This window comes from Gordonia sp. HS-NH1 (assembly GCF_001418765.1).
Lineage (GTDB): Bacteria > Actinomycetota > Actinomycetes > Mycobacteriales > Mycobacteriaceae > Gordonia.
Genome location: NZ_LIYC01000016.1, coordinates 35,826 through 55,765, shown reverse-complemented (window position 1 = coordinate 55,765; position 19,940 = coordinate 35,826). Strand labels below are relative to the sequence as shown.

Annotated in this window: 18 protein-coding genes; 7 read left to right on the top strand and 11 right to left on the bottom strand. The window is 67.7% G+C overall.

Annotated features, from left to right (window positions below; genetic code table 11):
• Positions 1-23: 23 nt before the first annotated feature.
• The 5 genes from AMD30_RS13015 to AMD30_RS12995 all read right to left on the bottom strand — a co-directional run bounded on the left by AMD30_RS13015 (position 24) and on the right by AMD30_RS12995 (position 5,276).
• A complete protein-coding gene (locus AMD30_RS13015) occupies positions 24-938 on the bottom strand; it encodes a hypothetical protein (protein ID WP_055475912.1) in 915 nt (304 codons plus the stop codon).
• A 178-nt stretch (positions 939-1,116) separates the two neighbouring features.
• Positions 1,117-3,309 carry a class 1b ribonucleoside-diphosphate reductase subunit alpha gene (gene nrdE / locus AMD30_RS13010; RefSeq protein ID WP_055475911.1) on the bottom strand — a complete coding sequence of 731 codons (2,193 nt, stop codon included), beginning with the start codon at positions 3,307-3,309 and terminating at the stop codon, positions 1,117-1,119.
• Positions 3,310-3,409: 100 nt separating this feature from the next.
• Entirely contained in the window at positions 3,410-3,874 is a 465-nt protein-coding gene (gene nrdI / locus AMD30_RS13005; protein ID WP_055475910.1) for a class Ib ribonucleoside-diphosphate reductase assembly flavoprotein NrdI, read from the bottom strand.
• A gap of 190 nt (positions 3,875-4,064) precedes the next feature.
• On the bottom strand, positions 4,065-4,298 hold the full coding sequence (locus tag AMD30_RS13000; protein ID WP_055475909.1) for a redoxin NrdH: 234 nt from the start codon (positions 4,296-4,298) through the stop codon (positions 4,065-4,067).
• Positions 4,299-4,718: 420 nt separating this feature from the next.
• Entirely contained in the window at positions 4,719-5,276 is a 558-nt protein-coding gene (locus tag AMD30_RS12995; protein WP_055475908.1) for an NAD(P)H-dependent oxidoreductase, read from the bottom strand.
• A 118-nt stretch (positions 5,277-5,394) separates the two neighbouring features.
• Here AMD30_RS12995 and AMD30_RS12990 point away from each other — a divergent pair, with 118 nt between their 5' ends.
• Together AMD30_RS12990 and hpxO are read left to right on the top strand one after the other, a co-directional pair.
• A complete protein-coding gene (locus AMD30_RS12990) occupies positions 5,395-6,021 on the top strand; it encodes a TetR/AcrR family transcriptional regulator (RefSeq protein WP_055475907.1) in 627 nt (208 codons plus the stop codon).
• 107 nt (positions 6,022-6,128) lie between these two features.
• Entirely contained in the window at positions 6,129-7,286 is a 1,158-nt protein-coding gene (hpxO, locus tag AMD30_RS12985; RefSeq protein ID WP_055475906.1) for an FAD-dependent urate hydroxylase HpxO, read from the top strand.
• A 23-nt stretch (positions 7,287-7,309) separates the two neighbouring features.
• On the opposite strand, the gene eccB is transcribed toward hpxO, so the two are convergent.
• A complete protein-coding gene (gene eccB, locus AMD30_RS12980; RefSeq protein ID WP_055475905.1) occupies positions 7,310-8,806 on the bottom strand; it encodes a type VII secretion protein EccB in 1,497 nt (498 codons plus the stop codon).
• Positions 8,807-9,009: 203 nt separating this feature from the next.
• Between eccB and eccE the strand changes: the two genes are divergently transcribed.
• On the top strand, positions 9,010-10,746 hold the full coding sequence (eccE, locus tag AMD30_RS12975) for a type VII secretion protein EccE (protein ID WP_055475942.1): 1,737 nt from the start codon (positions 9,010-9,012) through the stop codon (positions 10,744-10,746).
• 10 nt (positions 10,747-10,756) lie between these two features.
• On the opposite strand, the gene manA is transcribed toward eccE, so the two are convergent.
• From manA to AMD30_RS12960, 3 genes are all read right to left on the bottom strand, one after another.
• Positions 10,757-12,043 carry a mannose-6-phosphate isomerase, class I gene (manA, locus tag AMD30_RS12970; protein ID WP_055475904.1) on the bottom strand — a complete coding sequence of 429 codons (1,287 nt, stop codon included), beginning with the start codon at positions 12,041-12,043 and terminating at the stop codon, positions 10,757-10,759.
• Entirely contained in the window at positions 12,040-13,197 is a 1,158-nt protein-coding gene (locus tag AMD30_RS12965; RefSeq protein WP_055475903.1) for a hypothetical protein, read from the bottom strand. Before AMD30_RS12965 ends, manA begins: the two co-directional genes overlap by 4 nt.
• A 260-nt stretch (positions 13,198-13,457) precedes the next feature.
• Positions 13,458-13,967, bottom strand: a complete 510-nt coding sequence (locus AMD30_RS12960) for a DUF3499 domain-containing protein (protein WP_014927557.1) — start codon at positions 13,965-13,967, stop codon at positions 13,458-13,460.
• Between the two features lie 122 nt (positions 13,968-14,089).
• On the opposite strand from AMD30_RS12960, the gene AMD30_RS12955 reads away from it, so the two are divergent.
• Positions 14,090-14,611: a metallopeptidase family protein gene (locus AMD30_RS12955; RefSeq protein WP_035717019.1), complete on the top strand. Its 522-nt coding sequence runs from the start codon at positions 14,090-14,092 to the stop codon at positions 14,609-14,611.
• An 87-nt stretch (positions 14,612-14,698) separates the two neighbouring features.
• Here the strand turns inward: AMD30_RS12955 and AMD30_RS25255 are convergent, their stop codons facing one another.
• The gene (locus AMD30_RS25255; RefSeq protein WP_171011557.1) at positions 14,699-14,956 is read right to left on the bottom strand and encodes a WhiB family transcriptional regulator; all 258 of its coding nucleotides are present in this window, start codon (positions 14,954-14,956) and stop codon (positions 14,699-14,701) included.
• 691 nt (positions 14,957-15,647) lie between these two features.
• Here AMD30_RS25255 and cofD point away from each other — a divergent pair.
• From cofD to AMD30_RS12935, 3 genes are read left to right on the top strand one after another with little or no spacing between them, the layout of a single operon-like run.
• On the top strand, positions 15,648-16,685 hold the full coding sequence (gene cofD, locus AMD30_RS12945; RefSeq protein WP_055475901.1) for a 2-phospho-L-lactate transferase: 1,038 nt from the start codon (positions 15,648-15,650) through the stop codon (positions 16,683-16,685).
• Positions 16,682-18,031, top strand: a complete 1,350-nt coding sequence (locus AMD30_RS12940; protein ID WP_055475900.1) for a coenzyme F420-0:L-glutamate ligase — start codon at positions 16,682-16,684, stop codon at positions 18,029-18,031. Before cofD ends, AMD30_RS12940 begins: the two co-directional genes overlap by 4 nt.
• Positions 18,028-18,624: an NUDIX hydrolase gene (locus AMD30_RS12935; protein ID WP_055475899.1), complete on the top strand. Its 597-nt coding sequence runs from the start codon at positions 18,028-18,030 to the stop codon at positions 18,622-18,624. The genes AMD30_RS12940 and AMD30_RS12935 overlap by 4 nt, the downstream gene beginning before the upstream one ends.
• On the opposite strand, the gene glgC is transcribed toward AMD30_RS12935, so the two are convergent.
• Positions 18,621-19,835 carry a glucose-1-phosphate adenylyltransferase gene (gene glgC, locus AMD30_RS12930; RefSeq protein WP_055475898.1) on the bottom strand — a complete coding sequence of 405 codons (1,215 nt, stop codon included), beginning with the start codon at positions 19,833-19,835 and terminating at the stop codon, positions 18,621-18,623. The genes AMD30_RS12935 and glgC overlap by 4 nt on opposite strands.
• Positions 19,836-19,940: the final 105 nt, after the last annotated feature.

Here is a 19,940-nt window from a genome sequence, read left to right as displayed (position 1 = left end):
GCGACTATTGGGAACGCATCGAACTAGCCCACACCCTCGTCGCCGCGCTCTTTGCGCCGCTCGGCTGCAAATCGTCTGAATACCTCGACGAGGTTCTCCGAGTTATCGATCGCTCTCATTGTCACCCTCAGGTTCGTTGAACGTCCGCGGCCCAACCCTGGCAGTTTTCTCACCAACCGCTTCGGCAACCGCTTTACTTCGTCAGCGGCGCGCGAAAACCGCGACTGCTCTCCCTGCGCGTACGTCAAGATGGTCGTTTCGTAGTATCTACCGGCGGACATGAGCAGGACGTTGCCAACCCATGCGCTCGGAACGAGGAGGAGAGGCCTCCCGTCGACGGCAGGTACCTCCATGTCCTGGTCAGTCCACTGAGACAGGTTCGGATCCCAGATCTGCCGGGTGATGGTCATCGTTCGGTGCGGCCCGGTAGAAAACTCCGGGAAGAGCGCAAGCATAGCTTCGGTGAACTCAGCGAGGGCGCTAAATACGATTCTAGTTGTGATGTCCGAGGTGATGTCCCGATCAATACCCTCAACGAACATCGGGAGCTCTTCGAGGTACTTGAGCACTCCGACCCTGAGCAGAGCGTCGAGCTTTCCATTCAGGGCATCCCAGATCCACGAGCCAACGTCGTTTCCGCCCCCTCGGCCACGAAACCCGTTTGCCGACATACCAAGTCGAGTCTCCCAGGGCTCCGAGAACATCTTCAGAACAGCTTCACCGTAGGCACGTTCGACTGAGTCGGTAGACATTACGCACCGAGCAACGGTGTCGAAGTAGCTATCCAAACACCACCGGGCATGCAAGGCGTACGACTCACCCGAACTGTCGAGTCGGATCTTGTACGGATCGAGGTACAGCTTGTTATCCAGGTCGACACCCACGTCGGCGAACGGTACAGGCCCCCGAATCCCGTAGTAGTCGGTGATCCTTCTCATAAAACCAGCCCCTTTCTAGGCAGTTTCTACCCAGGAGCCGGAATGTGGCCGGATGCCACTGAACTTTCCGATACGCTGTCGTGGACTGACAAAGTCACACAGCGTCTCCGGGCGCTTCTCGGCCTGGCTCCGTTGCAGCGGAGTCAGGCCGAAGTCTTCTTCATGCCTGTTCAGGCATTCACAACATGCAGCTGACGCAGCCCTCCACCTCGGTCCCCTCGAGCGCGATCTGACGCAGGCGGATGTAGTAGAGCGTCTTGATCCCCTTGCGCCATGCGTAGATCTGCGCCTTGTTGACGTCACGCGTGGTGGCGGTGTCCTTGAAGAAGAGCGTCAGGCTGAGACCCTGGTCGACGTGCTGCGTGGCCGCGGCGTAGGTGTCGATGATCTTCTCGTACCCGATCTCGTACGCGTCCTGGTAGTACTCCAGGTTGTCGTTCGTCATGTACGGCGCCGGGTAGTAGACGCGGCCGATCTTGCCTTCCTTGCGGATCTCGATCTTGGCGGCGACCGGGTGGATCGAGCTGGTCGAATGGTTGATGTAGCTGATCGAGCCGGTCGGCGGGACGGCCTGCAGGTTCTGGTTGTAGATGCCGTCACGCTGGACGGCGGCCTTCAGCTCACGCCAGTCGTCCTGGGTCGGGATGGCGATCCCGGCCTGCCCGAACAGGTCTCGCACCTTCTGGGTCGCCGGCTCCCACACCTTCTCGGTGTACTTGTCGAAGAACTCACCGCTCGCGTACTTCGACTTCTCGAAGCCGGTGAACGCCCGGCCGCGCTCGGCGGCGATCCGGTTCGACGCGCGCAGCGCGTGATAGAGCACCGTGTAGAAGTAGATGTTCGTGAAGTCGATGCCTTCTTCGCTGCCGTAGAAGACCCGCTCACGCGCCAGGTATCCGTGCAGGTTCATCTGCCCCAGGCCGATGGCGTGAGACTGGTTGTTGCCGTGCTCGATCGAGGGCACCGACGTGATCGTGGTCTGGTCGCTCACCGCGGTGAGGCCGCGGATCGCGGTCTCGATGGTCTGGCCGATGTCGGGCGAATCCATCGTCTTGGCGATGTTCAGCGAACCCAGGTTGCACGAGATGTCCTTGCCCACTTCGGCATAGGACAGGTCGTCGTTGAAGGTCGACGGCGTCGACACCTGCAGGATCTCCGAGCACAGGTTGGAGTGCGTGATCTTGCCGTCGATCGGGTTGGCCCGGTTCACCGTGTCCTCGAACATGATGTACGGGTATCCCGACTCGAACTGCAGCTCGGCGAGGGTCTGGAAGAACTCGCGCGCCTTGATCTTGGTCTTGCGGATGCGGCGGTCCTCGACCATCTCGTGGTACTTGTCCGTCACGTTGACGTCGGCGAACGGTACGCCGTAGACACGTTCGACGTCGTACGGACTGAACAGGTACATGTCGTCGTTGGCCTTGGCCAGCTCGAACGTGATGTCCGGGATGACCACACCGAGTGACAGGGTCTTGATACGGATCTTCTCGTCCGCGTTCTCGCGCTTGGTGTCGAGGAAGCGGTAGATGTCGGGGTGGTGCGCGTGCAGGTACACCGCGCCCGCGCCCTGCCGGGCACCGAGCTGGTTGGCGTAGGAGAAGGAGTCCTCGAGCAGCTTCATGATGGGGATGACACCCGAACTCTGGTTCTCGATCTTCTTGATCGGCGCACCGTGCTCGCGGATATTGCTGAGCAGCAAGGCAACTCCGCCGCCGCGCTTGGAGAGCTGCAAGGCCGAGTTGATCGACCGGCCGATCGACTCCATGTTGTCCTCGATACGCAGCAGGAAGCACGAGACGGGTTCGCCGCGCTGCTTCTTGCCGGAATTGAGGAAGGTCGGCGTCGCCGGCTGGAACCGGCCGTCGATGATCTCGTCGGTGAGGTTGCGCGCGAGGACCGTGTCGCCGTCGGCCAGGGTCAGCGCCACCATGCACACGCGATCCTCGAAACGCTCCAGGTACCGCTTGCCGTCGAAGGTCTTGAGCGTGTAGCTCGTGTAGTACTTGAACGCCCCGAGGAAGGTCGGGAAACGGAACTTCTTGCTGTAGGCGTGCCCGAAGAGGCTCTTGACGAACTCGCGGTCGTACTTCGCGAGAACCTCGGGCTCGTAGTAGTTCTCTTCGACGAGGTAGTCGAGCTTCTCGTCGAGATCGTGGAAGAAGACCGTGTTCTGGTTGACGTGCTGCAGGAAGTACTGGTTCGCGGCTTCGCGATCCTTGTCGAACTGGATCTTGCCGTCGGCGTCGTACAGGTTGAGCATCGCATTGAGAGCGTGGTAGTCGAGCTCGCCCGGGTCGTGTCCCGAGGGCCCGGGGTGCACACCCGACTTGCTGGCTGAAGTGGTGTCCGAGACGGCGGCGGTGGGCGACACGACAGATGACTCCTGCGGGTAGTGGTGGCTGTTACCGAGGGCCGGTGCGGCCAGAGTATGGGAGGGGTACGACAAAGCCTGATCGAGCGGAATTCGCAGGTCAGGCGGGCGAGGCGCTGAGCGACACGCTCGCCGCGAACGCCGGACTCTGGGCGAATTCGGCGAGTCCCGCGCGGACGCGGTCGACATCGTCGGAGGTGCCCATCAATTCGAACCGGTAGAGGTAGGGGACGTGGCACTTCCGTGCGATGACATCGCCGGCGTAACAGAACTCCTCGCCGAAGTTCGTGTTACCCGCCGCGATCACCCCCCTGATCGATGACCGATTGTGTTCGTCGTTGAGGAAGCGGATGACCTGCTTGGGAACGTAGCCGCCGGGTTGCCCCGTCGCCTTGCCCCCGCCGTAGGTCGGGCAGACCAGGACATACGGCTCATCGACACGGAAAACACCGGTCCGATCGAGGACCGGGATGCGCACAGCGCGCATGTCCAGTTTCTCGACGAACCGGTGGGTGTTCTCCGAAACCGAGGAGAAGTACACGATCAACGGCGATTCTGCCGCCATGTCTCCTCCAGCCTGGACGTTCTCGTCGATCTCGCCGGCCGTGTCCGGCCCGGCACTGTCGGTGTCAACGCCGTGAGCGGCGTGACCATTTCCTCGATGACCCCGCGGTGCGGCGTGATCCGGCTTCCCCGTCGGATCGCCTCCGAACCGTCGGTCGGGCGGGCGATGTCACCGTCATGGTGACGACAGATCAGGCAGCGGCGGTGGCGAGTGCCTTGATGCGGTCGGGACGGAAGCCCGACCAGTGCGCGTCGCCGGCGACCACGACGGGTGCCTGCAGGTAGCCGAGCGCCATCACGTAGTCACGCGCCTCGGCATCTTCGGTGATGTCGACGATCTCATAGGACAGACCCTGCTTGTCGAGGGCCTTGTAGGTGGCATTGCACTGGACGCAGGCCGGCTTCGTGTAGACGGTGATAGACATTCGGAGGTACTCCTCGGGTCGTAGGAATCGCCAGTGACGTGCGGTTTCCCAGCGTGAAGATGGTGACCTGGATCACCATCGTGGTGGCTTTCTCCGAGGAGTCGAACTGCTTCTCGTCGTCTGCCTGACTGGTAGCTCAAACACTACACCTAGTGGCTGACATTTCTGGTCACCACAAGGGCTTGTGAATAACATTGATGGAAGACATGCAGGTCGGAGCGGTGCACGATCACAAATCCCCCGCGTGTCCTCCGCGTGTCCGGCGTGTCGTTCACAGGCTGTCCCGAGGCGGTCCACAACATGTCCACCGACCATCCACATCCGCCCCCGGTCGCACTCGCGGCCCGACGCCGGCACCCCCGGACACGACGACGCCGCGCCGGGCAAGGGCCGGGCGCGGCGTCGGGACGTTGGTGCGGGTCAGGCGCTGACAGCGACCTCGTCGACGAGCCGGGTGACGGACGCGACGACCTTCTCGACGACCTCCGGAGAATCCAGGCCGGCCTCGGGCAGTGCCGCGAGCTGCAGACCGAGGTCGGCTTCCGCGATCGCGCGACCGCCGGCGATGCCGACCGACTTACGGGTGTCCTCACGGGTCCACGCGCCGCCGTACTGGCCGAGGGCCGCGCTCAGCACCGCGACGGGCTTGCCCGTGAGCGCGCCGGTGCCGTAGGGCCGCGACAACCAGTCGATGGCGTTCTTGAGTGCGGCGGGGATGGTGCCGTTGTACTCGGGGGTCGCGATCAGCACGCCGTCGGCGGCGCCGACGATCTGGCGCAGGTTCGCCACGGCTGGGTCGAGCTGCTCCTCGATGTCGATGTCCTCGCTGTAGAACGGCAGCGAGCCGAGATTGTCGACGACCGTGATGGAGACTCCCGACGGCGCATTGTCCGCGGCCAGGTGGGCGAGCTGGCGGTTGACCGAGGCCGTACGCAGGCTTCCGACCAGCGCGACCAGTTCGACGACTCGTTCCGACATGTGATTCCTCTCGATGGCACAGGAGTCCGTGGAAGTCCACGCGACCTTGTCTACGACATGCTCTAACCGGACCAGGGTCCGATTCATTCCGCATCTGGTCAAGAGTTACGCTCATCACGTGCCAAACGGGCCCGACCACTCCCCACTCCACATCTCGCTCAATTCTTCGGGGACCGAACGTGCCGACGCCGCACGTAACCGGCGTCTGCTGCTGGCTGCCGCCAAGAACCTCATCGATCACCACGGTGCGGCCGCGGTGACGATGGAGGCGGTTGCCCGCGAAGCGGGTGTGGGCAAGGGCACAGTGTTCCGTCGCTTCGGCAGCCGGACCGGGCTCATGCTCGCTCTCCTCGACCACAGCGAGTCCGAGATCCAGCAGGCGTATCTGTCCGGTCCGGAGCCGCTGGGTCCCGGCGCTCCCCCGCTCGACCGACTCCTCGCCTACGGTCGCGCTCGCCTCAAGCTCACCGCCGACCACCTCGACATCCTGCTGGAGGCCGGCGCCGGCGCCGAGGACTTCATGAGTCACCCGGTGGCCCGAACGTCCACCCAGCATGTGCAGATCCTGTTGCGCCAGTTGGGTTTCGACGGCGCGCTGGATTTCCTGGCCCTCACTGTCCAGGCGCCGCTCTCGGCGAGTTCGGTCCGCTACCTGTTGGTGGACATCGGGCTCGACCTCGAGACGATCACCCATCAGTGGCAGGACATGGTCACCGCGCTCGTCACCGGACACGACCGGTCCTGACCGTCGGGTCCATCCCGGTCACGCGTCCTCGCGGCGGCGGTCAGGCGGCGAGGTGTCCGGCGTACTCGCCGCGCGCCGCGGCTCGCGGACACCTAGCCTGGGTTCCTGTGAAAGCTGTGATCATCGGCGCCGGTATGGGCGGGACCTCGGCGGGCATCGCGTTGCGACAGCTCGGGCACGAGGTCGAGATATACGAGCAGGTCACCGAGAACCGCCCCGTCGGCGCGGCGATCTCGGTGTGGTCCAACGGGGTCAAGTGCCTGAACCACCTCGGCCTCGAAGCCGAGACCGCCGCGCTGGGCGGCATCGTCGATTCGATGAGCTACATCGACGCATTCACCGGAGAGACGATGTGCCGCTTCAGCATGGCACCGCTCATCGACGAGGTCAGGCAACGTCCTTACCCGATCGCACGCGCCGAACTCCAGCTCATGCTCATGAACGCCTTCGGCCACGACGAGATCCGGTTCGGCAAGAAGATGGTCGCCGTCCACGACGGTCCGGACGGCGCCACGGTCGAATTCGCCGACGGCACCACTGCCCAGGGTGATGTCGTCATCGCCGCCGACGGTGCGAGATCGCTTGCCCGCGACCATGTGCTCGGTCAAGCGGTCGAGCGTCGTTACGCCGGGTACGTGAACTTCAACGGACTCGTCCCGATCGACGAGGAGATCGGACCGGCCACCGAATGGACCACCTACGTGGGCGATTCGCGTCGGGTATCGGTGATGCCGGTGGCGGGCAACCGGTTCTACTTCTTCTTCGACGTGACCATGCCCGAAGGGGTTCCGTTCGAACGCGGAACCGCACGCGAGGTGCTCGCCGAGGAGTTCGCCGGATGGGCGCCCGGCGTCCAGAAGCTCATCGAGACACTGGATCCCGCGACCACCAACCGCGTCGAGATCCTCGACATCGATCCGTTCCACACCTGGGTCCGGGGACGTGTGGCACTACTCGGCGACGCCGCGCACAACACGACCCCCGACATCGGGCAGGGTGGTTGTTCGGCGATGGAAGATGCGATCGCCCTGCAGTTCGCCTTCCGTGATCACGCCGACGACCTGCACGCGGCCCTCGCGACCTATGAGGCGTCACGCACCGAACGGGCCGCCGACCTCGTGCTCCGCGCACGGAAGCGCTGCGACGTCACGCACGGCAAGGACCCGGAGGCGACCGCGGCCTGGTACGAGGAACTGCGATCCGAGGATGGCACCAACGTCATCCGCGGGATCGTCGGCAACATCGTCGGCGGCCCGCTCACGTAGGGCCGCGGCGGGAGCGCCGTCGATCATCCGCCGGTCGAGGGTCCTTCGGTGTGCTCCGCGCCGGCGTCGAGTCGTGCGGTCTCCAGGCCGTCGTGCGCGACGAGGGCGTTCTCGCGCGAGAGGGTCGGCCCGGGCGCGAGCAGCGACACCACCGACCACGGCGCGCGGGACGGTGAATCCCCGAGCCCGAGGATGCCGCCGGTCTCGAAGTCCGGCACGCCGAACCGCACACCCGAATCGTTGACGTAGAACAGCGATTCGGTGCGCGAGCTGTCCGCCTCGTTGCCGGTCACCTGCAGATACTGGCCCGAGCCCGGCGGCATGTAGACCGCGTCGAGGTTCGGTCCGGCACCATCGGACGACGTCAGCCGGACCGGCACCGCGTCCGACGCGAGCGGCAGTTCACGCCCCGCGAGCAACGTCGTCTGTGCGCGCGGCTCCCCCGTCCCGCGGGTCCAGGTGCGGCACAGCGTCGGATCGCCGCCCACGTCCAGCAGCGTCGGCGCGACTTCGGGAAAGTCCGAGACGGGTTCCGACTCCACGGTTCTCAGCGCAGCGAGCTGCCCCGGGGCGACGGTGGTCACCGGAGCTGCGTCGGAGTCGGCCAGCCGCATGAGTTCGGCGGTCGGGGCGCTGATCTCCTGCACCCCGTCGCGCAGCACCAGATGATAGGACGTCGTGTCGTCGACACCGACCGACTTGACGACACTGCCGACACTCGCGCCGTCGACTGCCCCGGGCTGGCCGGCACCCGAGATCTCCGGCACGGCAAGCGGATCGACCAGTGGGAAGGTGTTGAGTAGGCCGGTGGACATCTGCCGGGGCGTGGCCCCCTCGAGACCGAGGGCCCGCATGACGGGCGCGCTCTCGGTGTCGACAGCGGCACGGACCGGACTCCAGACACCGTCCCGGAACAGCTGATACACCAGGAAGGTCTGGTCGCCGCCATCGACGAGCACGGCGTCGGCGGGGTTCGCCGTCCCGATCGCGTCACCCAGACGCGGCGTCTCGGCGATGACGGTCTGCTCGATCGACTCGACCGGCGCGTCCGACACGGTCGACGAATCGCAGACCGTCCAGGTGGAGGAGTCCGGGTGCGCCGACTTCGGCAGTGCCGCCGGCGCACCCGGGATGCCCAACAGGGGTCCGCGCGGGTACGGCTTGAGCTTGTTGTCCCCGACCGAGGTCGGCGACTCCGAGCTACCCGTCACCAGCCGTGCCGAGGCCAGGTTGAGGACGGGATGCAGGGTGTCCTCGATCAGGACGTAGGTGCTGCCGCTGTTCTTGCTGACGATGATCGTGGCGTCGCCGACGGACCCCTGCGGCCGGATCAGGCCCCAGATTCCACACCCGCCGAGGACCAGCAGACCGAGGACGGTCCCGACCACGAGCGCCTGCAACTGTGAACGCATGGGATCGTGCAACATCCGGACGTCGCGTCGTACCAGGGCGTGCTCGAGCCTCTTGATCAGGAAACGGTAGCCGTTGACCTGGGCTTTGGTCGTCAGCTGACGTGCCACGGCTCCCCCTGTCCGCACCCGGGCCGCGGCGTCGGACCTTCTCCGGCGGCGAGCGGGTTGTGATCTCCTGCGGCATACCCCCTGCCGCGCGGTAGTAGCCTAACCGACAAACATGCCCCTGACGTGTGGGGCTCCACCGCTTGTGCACACTCTCGGTGGACGGCACACGCCAGTCGGCAGCGGTGATCGAGGGGGTCGCAACCGTGGAGCGGAACAGGCGTGGGATCGCACTGCCCACACTCGTCGTGATCGAGGCGGTGCTGGCGCTCGGACTCGTCGTCTGGGTGGTGTCCGGCAGCGTCTGGGGTGCAACCGCACTCGGCGTGGCCGCGGTCGTCTCCGCAGGTCTGGTGCGGGTCGGCGGCCGGCCGTCGGTGTTCGGTCGAATCGTGGCGAATCTGTCGTTCTCGTGGTCGCGGATGCGCCGCGACCACGCCGATCTCGCCCCGGCCCCGTTCGACATCCCGCTGCCCGCCCCCAGTACCCACGCCACCGCACGGCGGACATCGGCTCCGACGACCATCGGCGCGAGGTGGGTCGGCGACACCCTGGTCACCGTCGTCCGGGTGGACCCGGGCAGCCCGGCCGTCACCTACCTGACCCCGGGCCACAGCGAACTCGGCGACGAATCGGGCCAGGTGGTGCCCCTCGGCGTCCTGGCCGAGTGCATCAGTCCCTACGACATCCGGCTCAGCTCCATCGAGGTCATCAGTCACGGTGTGCGCGTGTGGGGTTCGGGCATCGCGCCGGACACCTACGACCGCACCCTGGGCCCGCTGTCGGCGACGGCCCAACGGTCGGTGCTGGTCGTCCTCCGGCTCAATCCCCTCGACTGCGCCGACGCCGTCGCCCGCCGCGGGGGCGGCGCGACCGGTGCACTGCGCACCGCGACGGTGACCACCCGCCGCGTCGCCAAGAGGCTCGCCGAACACGGCTTGTCGACGACCATCCTGTCGGCGGCACAGATCACCGCCATCACGGCGCAGCTCATCGAGGGCGCAAGCCTCGACTCGCTCGCCGAGGAACGCGACTCGGTCGGCGTCGCCGGTCTGCGGATGCGCAGCGCCGCCGTCGAACCGGCCGCCCTGACCGACGTGCTGCGCGGCATCTGGGTCAACTCCGCGGTCTCGACGACCGTCACCGTGAAGTTGTGCCCACGAGTCACCGAGGGCAGGCGTCGCGGCGATCGCACGACGGTCGAGGTGTCCGGGATCGTCCGCGTCAACGAGTTCCCCGCCGCGAGGCGCGCACTCGGTGGATGGCCCGCGGGTCTGATCCCCCTCGACGGCCGCCAGTTCGACGCTCTCGCAGCGAGTCTCCCCATCTCGACGCCGACCCGGCTCGACCGGGCCGTACCCGCACTCACGGGTTCGGAGGCGGAGGCGTTCCTCGCCTCGGCGCGTATCCCGGCAGGCGGTTGCGGCCAGCTCATCGGCGCCGATCACGCCGGCCGCGCGGTCGCCACCCGGCTCGTCGGACCCGGTATCTCCACGGTCTCGGTCGCCGCGGGCATTCACGTCGTGGCCCAGATCGCTCTCCGCGCAGTCGCGGTCGGTGCCGCGGTGCGCGTGCACACCGACCGCCCGCACCGGTGGACCCCGGTGGTCACCGCCGTGGGCGATCCGAGCGCGCTGTCACTCTCGGGCGACCGCACCCCGGCGCGCCCCGGCCCCGGCCTGGTCATCGTCGACGGTGTGGCGCCACCTTCCCCACAACCCGACACCACGCGGATGATCGTCGTCGCACCGGGCCTCGGCGAACCCGCCGACGGCGCCACCGTCGCGCTGCGTCAGAATCCGCGTACGCCACAGGACATCGCACTCGACACCGGCGGGCGGCCGATCCTGGTCACCATGGTCGCGACCCCCGACGAATGGAACCTGATCGGCGGCTACCCCGAACCCGCGGGCACCGCTGCGGCTACTCCGGTCCGGCGCTGACGGACTGACATCATTCGGACGCGGACGCCACCGATGAGGTCGGGTCGGGTTGCGCCGAGACCGCGGCCGGCACCAGCGCGCGGTAGAAGACCGCACGAGCCGACGCCGCGCGGACGATGACGTCCGGGTCGTCGTCGGTGATCCACACCGCCCGTCCGGCCGTCACGGTGAGCGGGTTCCCACCCGCCGGTCGGACCTCCACCGCGCCGCTGAGCACGGCGAGGATCTGCGGGCCCGGCATGTCGAAGCAGATCGACGAGGCGTGGTGGAGGCCCGTCCCGTCGAGTTCGACACGCGACAGCCGGAATTCGGGAGCGGGGGTGAGGTACACGCGCTCGGCGCCGACGGTCCGGATCTGCGGGGTCAGGTCCGAGACATCGACCGGGGTGAAGTCGAGGACGCGCAACAACTCGGGAACGTCGATGTGTTTGGGCGTCAGTCCGCCCCGCAGCACGTTGTCGGAGTTCGCCATGATCTCCACGCCCGTACCGCGGAGGTAGGCGTGCAGGTTGCCCGCGGACAGATAGAGCCCCTGCCCGGGTTCAAGGTGAATGTTGTTGAGCAGCAACGATGCCAGGACACCGGGATCGTTCGGGTAGGCCTCCCCGAGTTCACACACCGTCCGCAGTTCGGCGACGAACTCCGTCTCACCCGCGCTCAGCACGGTGACCGCGCCGGCGAGTACCGCCGGGACCAGCTGACGGAGCAGCGACTCGGGCAGCGTCAGCCACGTCGTGAAGAGCGCCCGCAGCCCCTCCGAGTCCGGCTGCCCCGCGAGCATCCCCAGATAGGGGTCGAGCTCACTGACCTGCAGTGCGCGGAGCAACCGAATGGTGTCCTCCGGTCGACGGAAGCCGGCCAGGGCGTCGAACTGGGTCGTCGCGACGATCAGTTCGGGCTTGTGCCATGGATCGCGGTAGTTGCGGTCGCGGGCTTCGAGCGCGACACCGCGGGCGTTCTCGCGTTCGAATCCTGCCCGGGCCTGTTCGGCGGACGGATGTGCCTGCAGGGACAGCGGTTCCTCGGCGGCGAGCACCTTCAGGAGGAACGGCAGACGCTCGCCGAAGGCCGCCGTGCTTGCCGCGCCGAGCGTACCGATCGGATCCGCGTCGATCACGTCGACGAGATCCTGCTCGATCCCGGCGACATCGACGCACCGAGCCGACCCCGCGGGATGGGACCCGAACCACAGCTCCGCCTCCGGGTGCGCCGACGGCACGGACCTACCCTGCATGGACGCGATCGCGGTCCGCGACCCCCAGGCGTATGGCCGCACCACTCCGTCGATGATCCTCATTGCAACGCGTTCCCAACCAGGCGGAGGTACACCGCCGCCATCTCGACCCGTAGTGCCACGATCAGGAAATCCAGTACATCCCCCGGGCCGTCGGCCACCGGATCCTCACCCGGCGCCGGACGCCGGTCCTCCCACTCGCGGCCGTCCGCGCCCCCGGCGGCCGAAGTCTCTTGCGCACGATCGATTCCGACGAGGAGATCGACCTCGCCGAGACCGGTGATCCGCTGACGCGTGAACCATTCCCGCCGCCCCGTCGAGACGACCTGGACACGCGGCGCGGGAGCTGCCGGCGGTCCGTCGAAGTCGGGGTCGTAGAAGATCGAGTCCGCACTCGGTGCGACATCCGAGCGCGACCCGAGCAACTGCACCATTCGCGAGACGTCCGTGAGTTCGGCTGCGGCGCTGACGATCCCGGAGAGTCCGACGAGCCCGGCGACGGCATGCCGGGCGATGGCCGCGCCGGCCGGGCTGTCCGCCGTCCAGACGGTGGGGCGGCCCCGGACGCGCAGCGCCAGCGATTTGGCGCGATTGTGGAAGGCGTCGCGGGCCGGGTGTCCGGTCGAGGCCTCGTCGTCGAGTGCGTCGGCGAGGTCGTCGAGTGCGGGCACGCTCCCGGTGAACCGGACCTGGGTCAGCGCACCGAACACCGCGAGCAGCGCGGCGGCGAACCCCACGAAGCGGAAGCGGGGTTCGATGTCGAACCGCGGCGCAAGGTTGATCCCGTTGCCGCCCAGCGCATCTCGAAGAGGCCCGGCCACGGGGGCGACCACCACGACCTCTGCGCGCCGGCGCAGTGCCCGCGCGGCGGCGTCGGCGAGCGCCATGTCCCCGGCGTCGTCGCCGGCGATGATCACGACGTCCAGCGGCCCGATCCACCCGGGCAACACCGGACCGCTGACCACCGGGACGTCCACCCGGGCGCCGAGCGTGGCCACCGCGAAGTCGGTGGCCCGATGGGACACCCCGCTGGACCCGTGGACCACGACCACGCTGCGCGGACGCAGATCGGCGAGCGGCGCGAGCACGCCTTCCCGGACCGCTTCGGCGACGGCGCGTATCTGAGCACCGGCGAGTGCGACCGATCTCAGCAAACCGTCGACATCAGCCGAGATCAGCTCCTCGGCGTTGTCGAGGTCGGGGGAACCGGTTCGCATGCCACCAGGGTAGCCAGGTCGCGGAGTCGGCGCCCACGTACTCGGCACAGTCCGGGCAACACGGGACTGTGTCGTCACTGAACAACGCACAGTCGACGAGAAACAACGCACGGTCGACGGCAAACGACGCCCAGTCGACGAGAATCGACGCCCAGTCGACGAAAGACGACGCACGGTCGACGGGGACGGCGCATGGTCGCGGTGGCGACGTCCCTCCTCGACGTCGATGAGGTCCACGCCCCCCGCGCGGTGGTGACCGGTCAGTCGACCGGATCCGGTAGTACCCGGAGATGTCCGCGACGCCCCGGACGCGGCCGGGTCTGGTGCCGCGGCGCCCCGGCGGGCTGCGGCGGTGCGTCGACCGGGCCGGCACGATGGCGCCCCGAACGACGGTCCTCGACGGCGTCCCGGTGAGCGTCGGCGAAGTGGGTGTCCTCAAAAGCATCGAGTGCGTCGATCGGACCGCGATCGACATAGCGCGGGCGTCCACCACCGGCGACGGCTCCGGCCTCCCGGACCGCCTCGGCCAGGGCGGTCAGCTCCTGATCCTCGGCCGGCGGTGCGGAGAAGCCACGCTCGCTGCGCAGCATCTCCCAGCCACGCGGGACGGTGATCCGTCGTGCGTGGTCGTCGCACAGGTCCCACGAGTGCGGCTCCTGCGACGTCGCGAGCGGACCGATCACCGCGGTCGACTCGGCATAGACGAAGGTCAGGGTAGCCACCGCGGATCGGGCGCAGCCGGGTCGGCAGCACAGTCGGGGAAGCTTCACGTGACGAGATTAGCCCTCGTCGCTCGCAACCACGTCGACGACACGCTCACCGCGCGGGCCGCCGGAGAACACACGGGCGGCCAGAGGAGACACGGGCTCGCCCGACCTCCTACACTCTCGCCATGCGTATCGACCCGAAGCCGACTCCACGTGGCTCCTCCGGCCTGCCGGAGGCGCGCCGCGGTCGGCGGCGGGTGGGCCGTCACCGAGACCGTCGCGGACGCGGACTGCGCTCGCCGTTGCTCCCGCAGGGTGTCCCCGCCCACAACAGCCGGTCCGACGAATTCGACGCGGTGGCGCTCGAGGCCTTCGCCGAGATCGACGCGCAATGGCACGACCAGATCGCCGGCCTCGACATCGCCGTCGACGAGATACCGAGGCTGCTGCCGCGTGACCCGGAGACCGTCGAGTGGCCCGACGAGGTGACCGCGGACGGCGCAGTCCCGCTTGCACGGCTGATCCCCGCCGGGATGGATGTGAACGGTGCGCCGACGCGTGCGCAGATCATCCTGTTCCGCCGGCCGCTGGAATCCCGCGCCAAGAAGGGCACCGAGTTGCTGGACCTGATCCACGAGGTCCTCGTCCAACAGGTGGCGACACACCTGGGTGTCGACGAGGACACGATCGACCGCGGACCAGAGTGATCCGCGGTCGAAGTGCCGCGGGGGCCGTTCGGCCGACCGCGGCGAGATGATCGGTGATGTCGAGCGATCCCCGTTCGGGGACCCGACTCAGATGATGCCGCGCTTGAGGCGGCGGCGCTCACGCTCCGACAGGCCGCCCCAGATTCCGAAGCGCTCGTCGTTGTGCAGCGCGTACTCGAGGCATTCGGACTTCACCTCGCAGCCCTGGCAGATCCGTTTGGCCTCGCGCGTCGACCCACCCTTCTCGGGGAAGAACGCCTCGGGGTCGGTCTGCGCGCACAGCGCGCGGTCCTGCCACTGCTCCTCGACGGCATCGAAGAGATCGTCGAAGTCGTTGGGCACCAACGAGAGATGGCGACGGCCCGGGTCCGTGTCGTCGACGACGGGCCCGAGTGGCGACCCGACATCGGCCCTGGCACCGACGGCCGACGAGGTGGCGGTGCCACCGATCATCGAATCGTCAACGGGGCCAAGGGTATTGAATTCGGCGATGAATTGCGGGCGATTCTGTGGTTCAAGCGGATTGCCGATCGGGTTTTCCAAAGCCATCGTCGGCGCCTCCTAGCTCGGGATGTTGGTAGTTTCTGCGTCCTTTGCGAACACGGCCTGTGTGCCGCACCCACCACTGTTGCCACACCACTTGTACTACGGATGCGGAAACTCCCACATCAGACGTACACACAGCGCCCGAGCGACGGCCCGCGAAGTGCCGGAACCGACCCTCACCCGAGTTCGAACATACAATCGAATCCGTTGAAGTCCAGCGGTTTTCGATCCAGAGGTTCTCGATCTCAAACTCGGAATGACACTGATGTGATTACACACGCCCGAAGCGGTCGCGGTCAAGTTGAAGTCAAAGATTCTCTGTTTACCACCAGGATCCGACAACGGTGTGACTCGACACGACGTTGACCTCAACCCGACGTCAAAGTCACACCGACCCCGGCACCGGTAGGACTCATCCCGACCGCGCCGACAGCGCCTGACCGCCCTCTCACACCGCGCACTACAGTGGCGGTGTGAAGGAGTACCTGCTGTGAAGGTGACCGTACTCGTCGGGGGCGTCGGAGGGGCACGATTCCTCCTCGGTCTGCGCGAATTGTTCGGCCCGACGGCGTTCCCCGTCCCCCAGGACGACGCGTCCGGCGCCCAGGCGAGCGAACACGAGATCACCGCGATCGTGAACGTCGGCGACGACGCGTGGATGCACGGCGTCCGCATCTGCCCCGATCTCGACACGTGTATGTACACCCTCGGCGGCGGGATCGATCCCGAGCGCGGATGGGGCCGGCGCGACGAATCCTGGCACGCGAAGGAGGAACTCGCCGCCTACGGCGCCGACCCGGACTGGTTCGGCCTCGGCGATCGCGATCTCGCCACGCACCTGATCCGCACCCAGATGCTCGATGCGGGATATCGGCTGTCCGATGTCACCGCCGCGCTGTCCCGGCGATGGAACCCCGGCGTCCGGCTCCTACCCGTGACCGATGACCGTCACGAGACGCACGTCGTCGTCGCCAAACCCGACGGCGAGGACGGCGAACGGGTCGCGATCCACTTCCAGGAGTGGTGGGTGCGCCATCGCGCCCAGATCCCGACCTTCGGCTTCGCACAGGTCGGTTCGGACGACACCACTCCGGCTCCCGGCGTCCTCGACGCGATCGCCGACGCCGACGTGGTGCTGCTCGCACCGTCGAACCCCGTCGTGAGCATCGGCGCGATCGTCAGCGTTCCCGGGATGCGCAGCGCGCTGCGCCAGACGAAGGCCCCGGTCGTCGGCATCTCACCGGTCATCGACAACCGCCCGCTGCGCGGCATGGCCGACGAATGCCTGTCGGTGATCGAGGTCGAGTCCTCGGCCGAGGGCATCGCCGGACATTACGGCGCTCGCAGCGGCAACGGGATTCTGGACGGATGGCTGATCGCCGAGGGCGACCACGCCACCGTCGACGGCATCGCCGTCGGCGCCGCCCCCCTCCTCATGACCGATCCCGCGGCCACCGCCCAGATGGTGCGCGCGGCGTGCGCACTCGTCGACGTCCCGCTCCCCGATTCGAACAAGGGCCGCGCGTGACCGCTCGCCCCGACCATCGTGCCCCGGGCCACCTCGAGATCCGTCCGGTGACCGGCCTGCCCGAATTCACCGCCGGCTCGGACGTCGCCCGCGAGATCCTCACCGCCGCACCGTGGCTCGAATCCGGTGACGTCCTGGTCGTCACCAGCAAGATCATCTCCAAGGCCGAAGGCCGGATGGTCGACGCGCCGAGCGACCCCGAGGCGCGGGACACGTTGCGCCGTCACCTCGTCGACCAAGAATCGGTACGCGTGCTGGCACGCAAGAACCGGACCCTGATCACCGAGAACCGCCTGGGCCTGGTCCAGGCCGCGGCCGGGATCGACGGCTCGAACGTGCGCAGCGACCAGCTCGCTCTGCTCCCGGAGAACCCCGACCGCAGCGCGGCGGAGCTCCGGCGAGCCGTCGCCGACGCCACCGGCCTCGACGTCGCGGTGATCATCACCGACACGATGGGCCGGGCCTGGCGGACCGGGCAGACCGACGTCGCCATCGGCGCCGCGGGTATCGCCGTCACCCATCCGTACGAGGGCGGAGTCGACGAGTACGGAAACCCGTTGATCGTCACCGAGATCGCGGTGGCCGACGAGCTGGCCGCCGCGGCCGACCTCGTGAAGGGCAAACTCGCGGCCGTCCCCGTCGCGGTCGTCCGTGGTTTCGCACCGGCCGAGAACGGGACCACCGCCGCCGACCTGATCCGGCCCCACGACGAGGACCTGTTCCGTCTCGGTACCGAGGAGGCGATCGCGCAGGGACGCCGCGAGGCCGTCCGCACCCGGCGGTCGGTGCGGACCTTCGCCGACCGGCCCGTCGACCCCGAAGAGCTGCGTGCTGCGCTCGGCGAGGCGCTCACCGCCCCGGCCCCCCACCACACGCATCCCGTTCGCTTCGTCTGGCTGCGGTCGGATTCGCGGCGCCGCGAGCTGCTCGACGCGATGGCGCACGAGTGGCGCACCGATCTCGAATCGGATTCCAAGACAGCCGAGTCCATCGAGAAGCGGCTGCGGCGCGGCCAGATCCTCTACGACGCACCGGAACTGGTGATCCCGTTCCTGGTTCCCGACGGCGTCCACGAGTACCGCGACGAACGACGCAACGCGGCCGAGCACACGATGTTCACCGTGGCAGCGGGCGGGGCGGTCGCCACCCTGCTCACCGCACTGTCGGTCCGCGACATCGGCAGCTGCTGGATCGGCTCGACCATCTTCGCCGCGCCGACGGTGCGCCGGGTCCTCGACCTCGACCCGGGCTGGGAACCACTCGGCGCGGTCGCCATCGGCCATCCCCTCGAGCCGGCGGGGCTGCGCGAGCCCGCCCCGACCGCGGACTGGGTCGTCGAGCTGTGACCGCCGAGTCGCTGCACGCATCCGCAGTCGAGGCCCTCACCCGGTGGGAGACACCCGATCCCGCTCAGGACACCCTCCGGCACACGTACCTCGCCTTCCTCGCGGCGTCCCCGGAGGGATGCCTGCGAGCCAGCGCTCCGGGACATCTGACGGGTTCGGCGATCGTCTTCGACGCCACGCGCCACCACGTCCTGCTCACCCTGCACCCCCGGGTCGGGAAGTGGATTCAGCTCGGCGGGCACTGCGAACCGACCGACGACTCCATCGCCGACGCGGCGCTGCGTGAGGCGCGGGAGGAGTCGGGCATGCCCGAACTCGTGCTGGACACGCCAGACCCCGCGGATCCCGGCGGGGGGATCGTGCATCTCCACACCCACCCGATCACCTGCTCGCTGGGGGTCCCCACCCGCCACCTCGATGTCCGCTATCGCGTGGTCGCCGCTCCGACGTCCGACGGCGAACTCCCACGCGTCGTGCGCAGCGACGAGTCGGTGGACCTGCGCTGGTGGCCGGTCGACGCCCTGCCGGACGACGCCGGAGACGACATCGCGACACTCATCGGCGCGGCCCTACGGGACGGACGGCCGCGCTAAACGCGGAGGTTCTTCCCCACCGTGACCACACCGCCCGCGCTCACCGAGAACCGCTCGCGGTCGGCGCTGACGTCGACACCGAGTTGCTCGCCGTCGCCGACCACGACGTTCTTGTCGAGGATCGCCTTGCGGACGACCGCGCCCTTGCCGACGCGCACGCCGGGCATCAGCACGCTGCCCTCGACCACCGCGCCGTCTTCGACGATGACGTTCGAGGACAGCACCGAGTTGCGGACCGTGCCCCCGGAGATGATGCAGCCGGATCCCACGACCGAGTCCTCGGCGACCCCGGACTGGACGAACTTGGCGGGCGGCAGGTTGTGGGTCTCGCCGCGGATGGGCCAGCGGCCGTTGTAGAGGTTGAAGATCGGGTGGACCGACACCAGGTCCATGTGCGCCTCGTAGAACGCATCCAGTGTTCCGACGTCGCGCCAGTAACCGGTGTCGCGTTCGGTGGCACCGGGTACCTGGTTGTCCTTGAAGTCGTAGACGAAGGCGGTGTTCCGGCGCACGAAGGCCGGGATGATGTCACCGCCCATGTCGTGGTCGGAGTCCGAGTCGGCGGCGTCGGCGCGCAGCGCGTCGACCAGCGCCTCGGTGGTGAACACGTAGTTGCCCATCGACGCGAACGTCACGTCGGGATCGTCCGGCGTGCCGGGCGGATCGGCCGGCTTCTCCAGGAAGCGGGTGATCTTCCCGCTCTCGTCGGAGTCGATGCAGCCGAAGGCCACCGCCTCCGCTCGGGGCACGCGGATCCCGGCCACCGTGACGTCGGCGCCGGATTCGATGTGCGCGGCCACCATCTGCGACGGATCCATCCGGTACACGTGATCGGCTCCGAAGACGACGATGTACTCGGGTCGTTCGTCGGTGATGAGGTTCATCGACTGGAAGATCGCATCGGCACTGCCGGTGTACCAGCGTGGTCCGAGTCGCTGCTGGGCCGGCACCGGGGTGATGTACTCGCCGTGGAATCCCGACGTCCACCAGGTCTGCGAGATGTGCCGGTCCAGCGAATGCGACTTGTACTGTGTCAGCACGCAAATGCGCTCGTAACCGGCATTGACCAGGTTGGACAGCACGAAGTCGATGAGTCGGTAGGCACCGCCGAAGGGCACCGCAGGTTTGGCGCGGTCCATCGTCAGCGGGTACAGACGCTTGCCTTCGCCGCCTGCGAGGACGATGCCGAGGACGTGCGGCTCAGATCTCACTCCCCCAACTTAACCGCGATCGAAGCCGTCGGCCAGATGACCGGGCGGTCAGTATGCGTGGCGTCGGCCGCGACCGGGGTTTGGCAGCACCGATGGCGATCTGCG

What these genes read in the sequence shown, in the direction of transcription:
- AMD30_RS12955 (WP_035717019.1), top strand. Translation starts at nt 14,090, where the DNA reads ATGCGTATCGACCCGAAGCCGACTCCACGTGGCTCCTCCGGCCTGCCG.
- AMD30_RS13015 (WP_055475912.1), bottom strand. Translation starts at nt 938, where the DNA reads ATGAGAAGGATCACCGACTACTACGGGATTCGGGGGCCTGTACCGTTC.
- AMD30_RS13000 (WP_055475909.1), bottom strand. Translation starts at nt 4,298, where the DNA reads ATGTCTATCACCGTCTACACGAAGCCGGCCTGCGTCCAGTGCAATGCC.
- manA (WP_055475904.1), bottom strand. Translation starts at nt 12,043, where the DNA reads ATGAGGATCATCGACGGAGTGGTGCGGCCATACGCCTGGGGGTCGCGG.
- AMD30_RS12965 (WP_055475903.1), bottom strand. Translation starts at nt 13,197, where the DNA reads ATGCGAACCGGTTCCCCCGACCTCGACAACGCCGAGGAGCTGATCTCG.
- nrdI (WP_055475910.1), bottom strand. Translation starts at nt 3,874, where the DNA reads ATGGCGGCAGAATCGCCGTTGATCGTGTACTTCTCCTCGGTTTCGGAG.
- AMD30_RS12995 (WP_055475908.1), bottom strand. Translation starts at nt 5,276, where the DNA reads ATGTCGGAACGAGTCGTCGAACTGGTCGCGCTGGTCGGAAGCCTGCGT.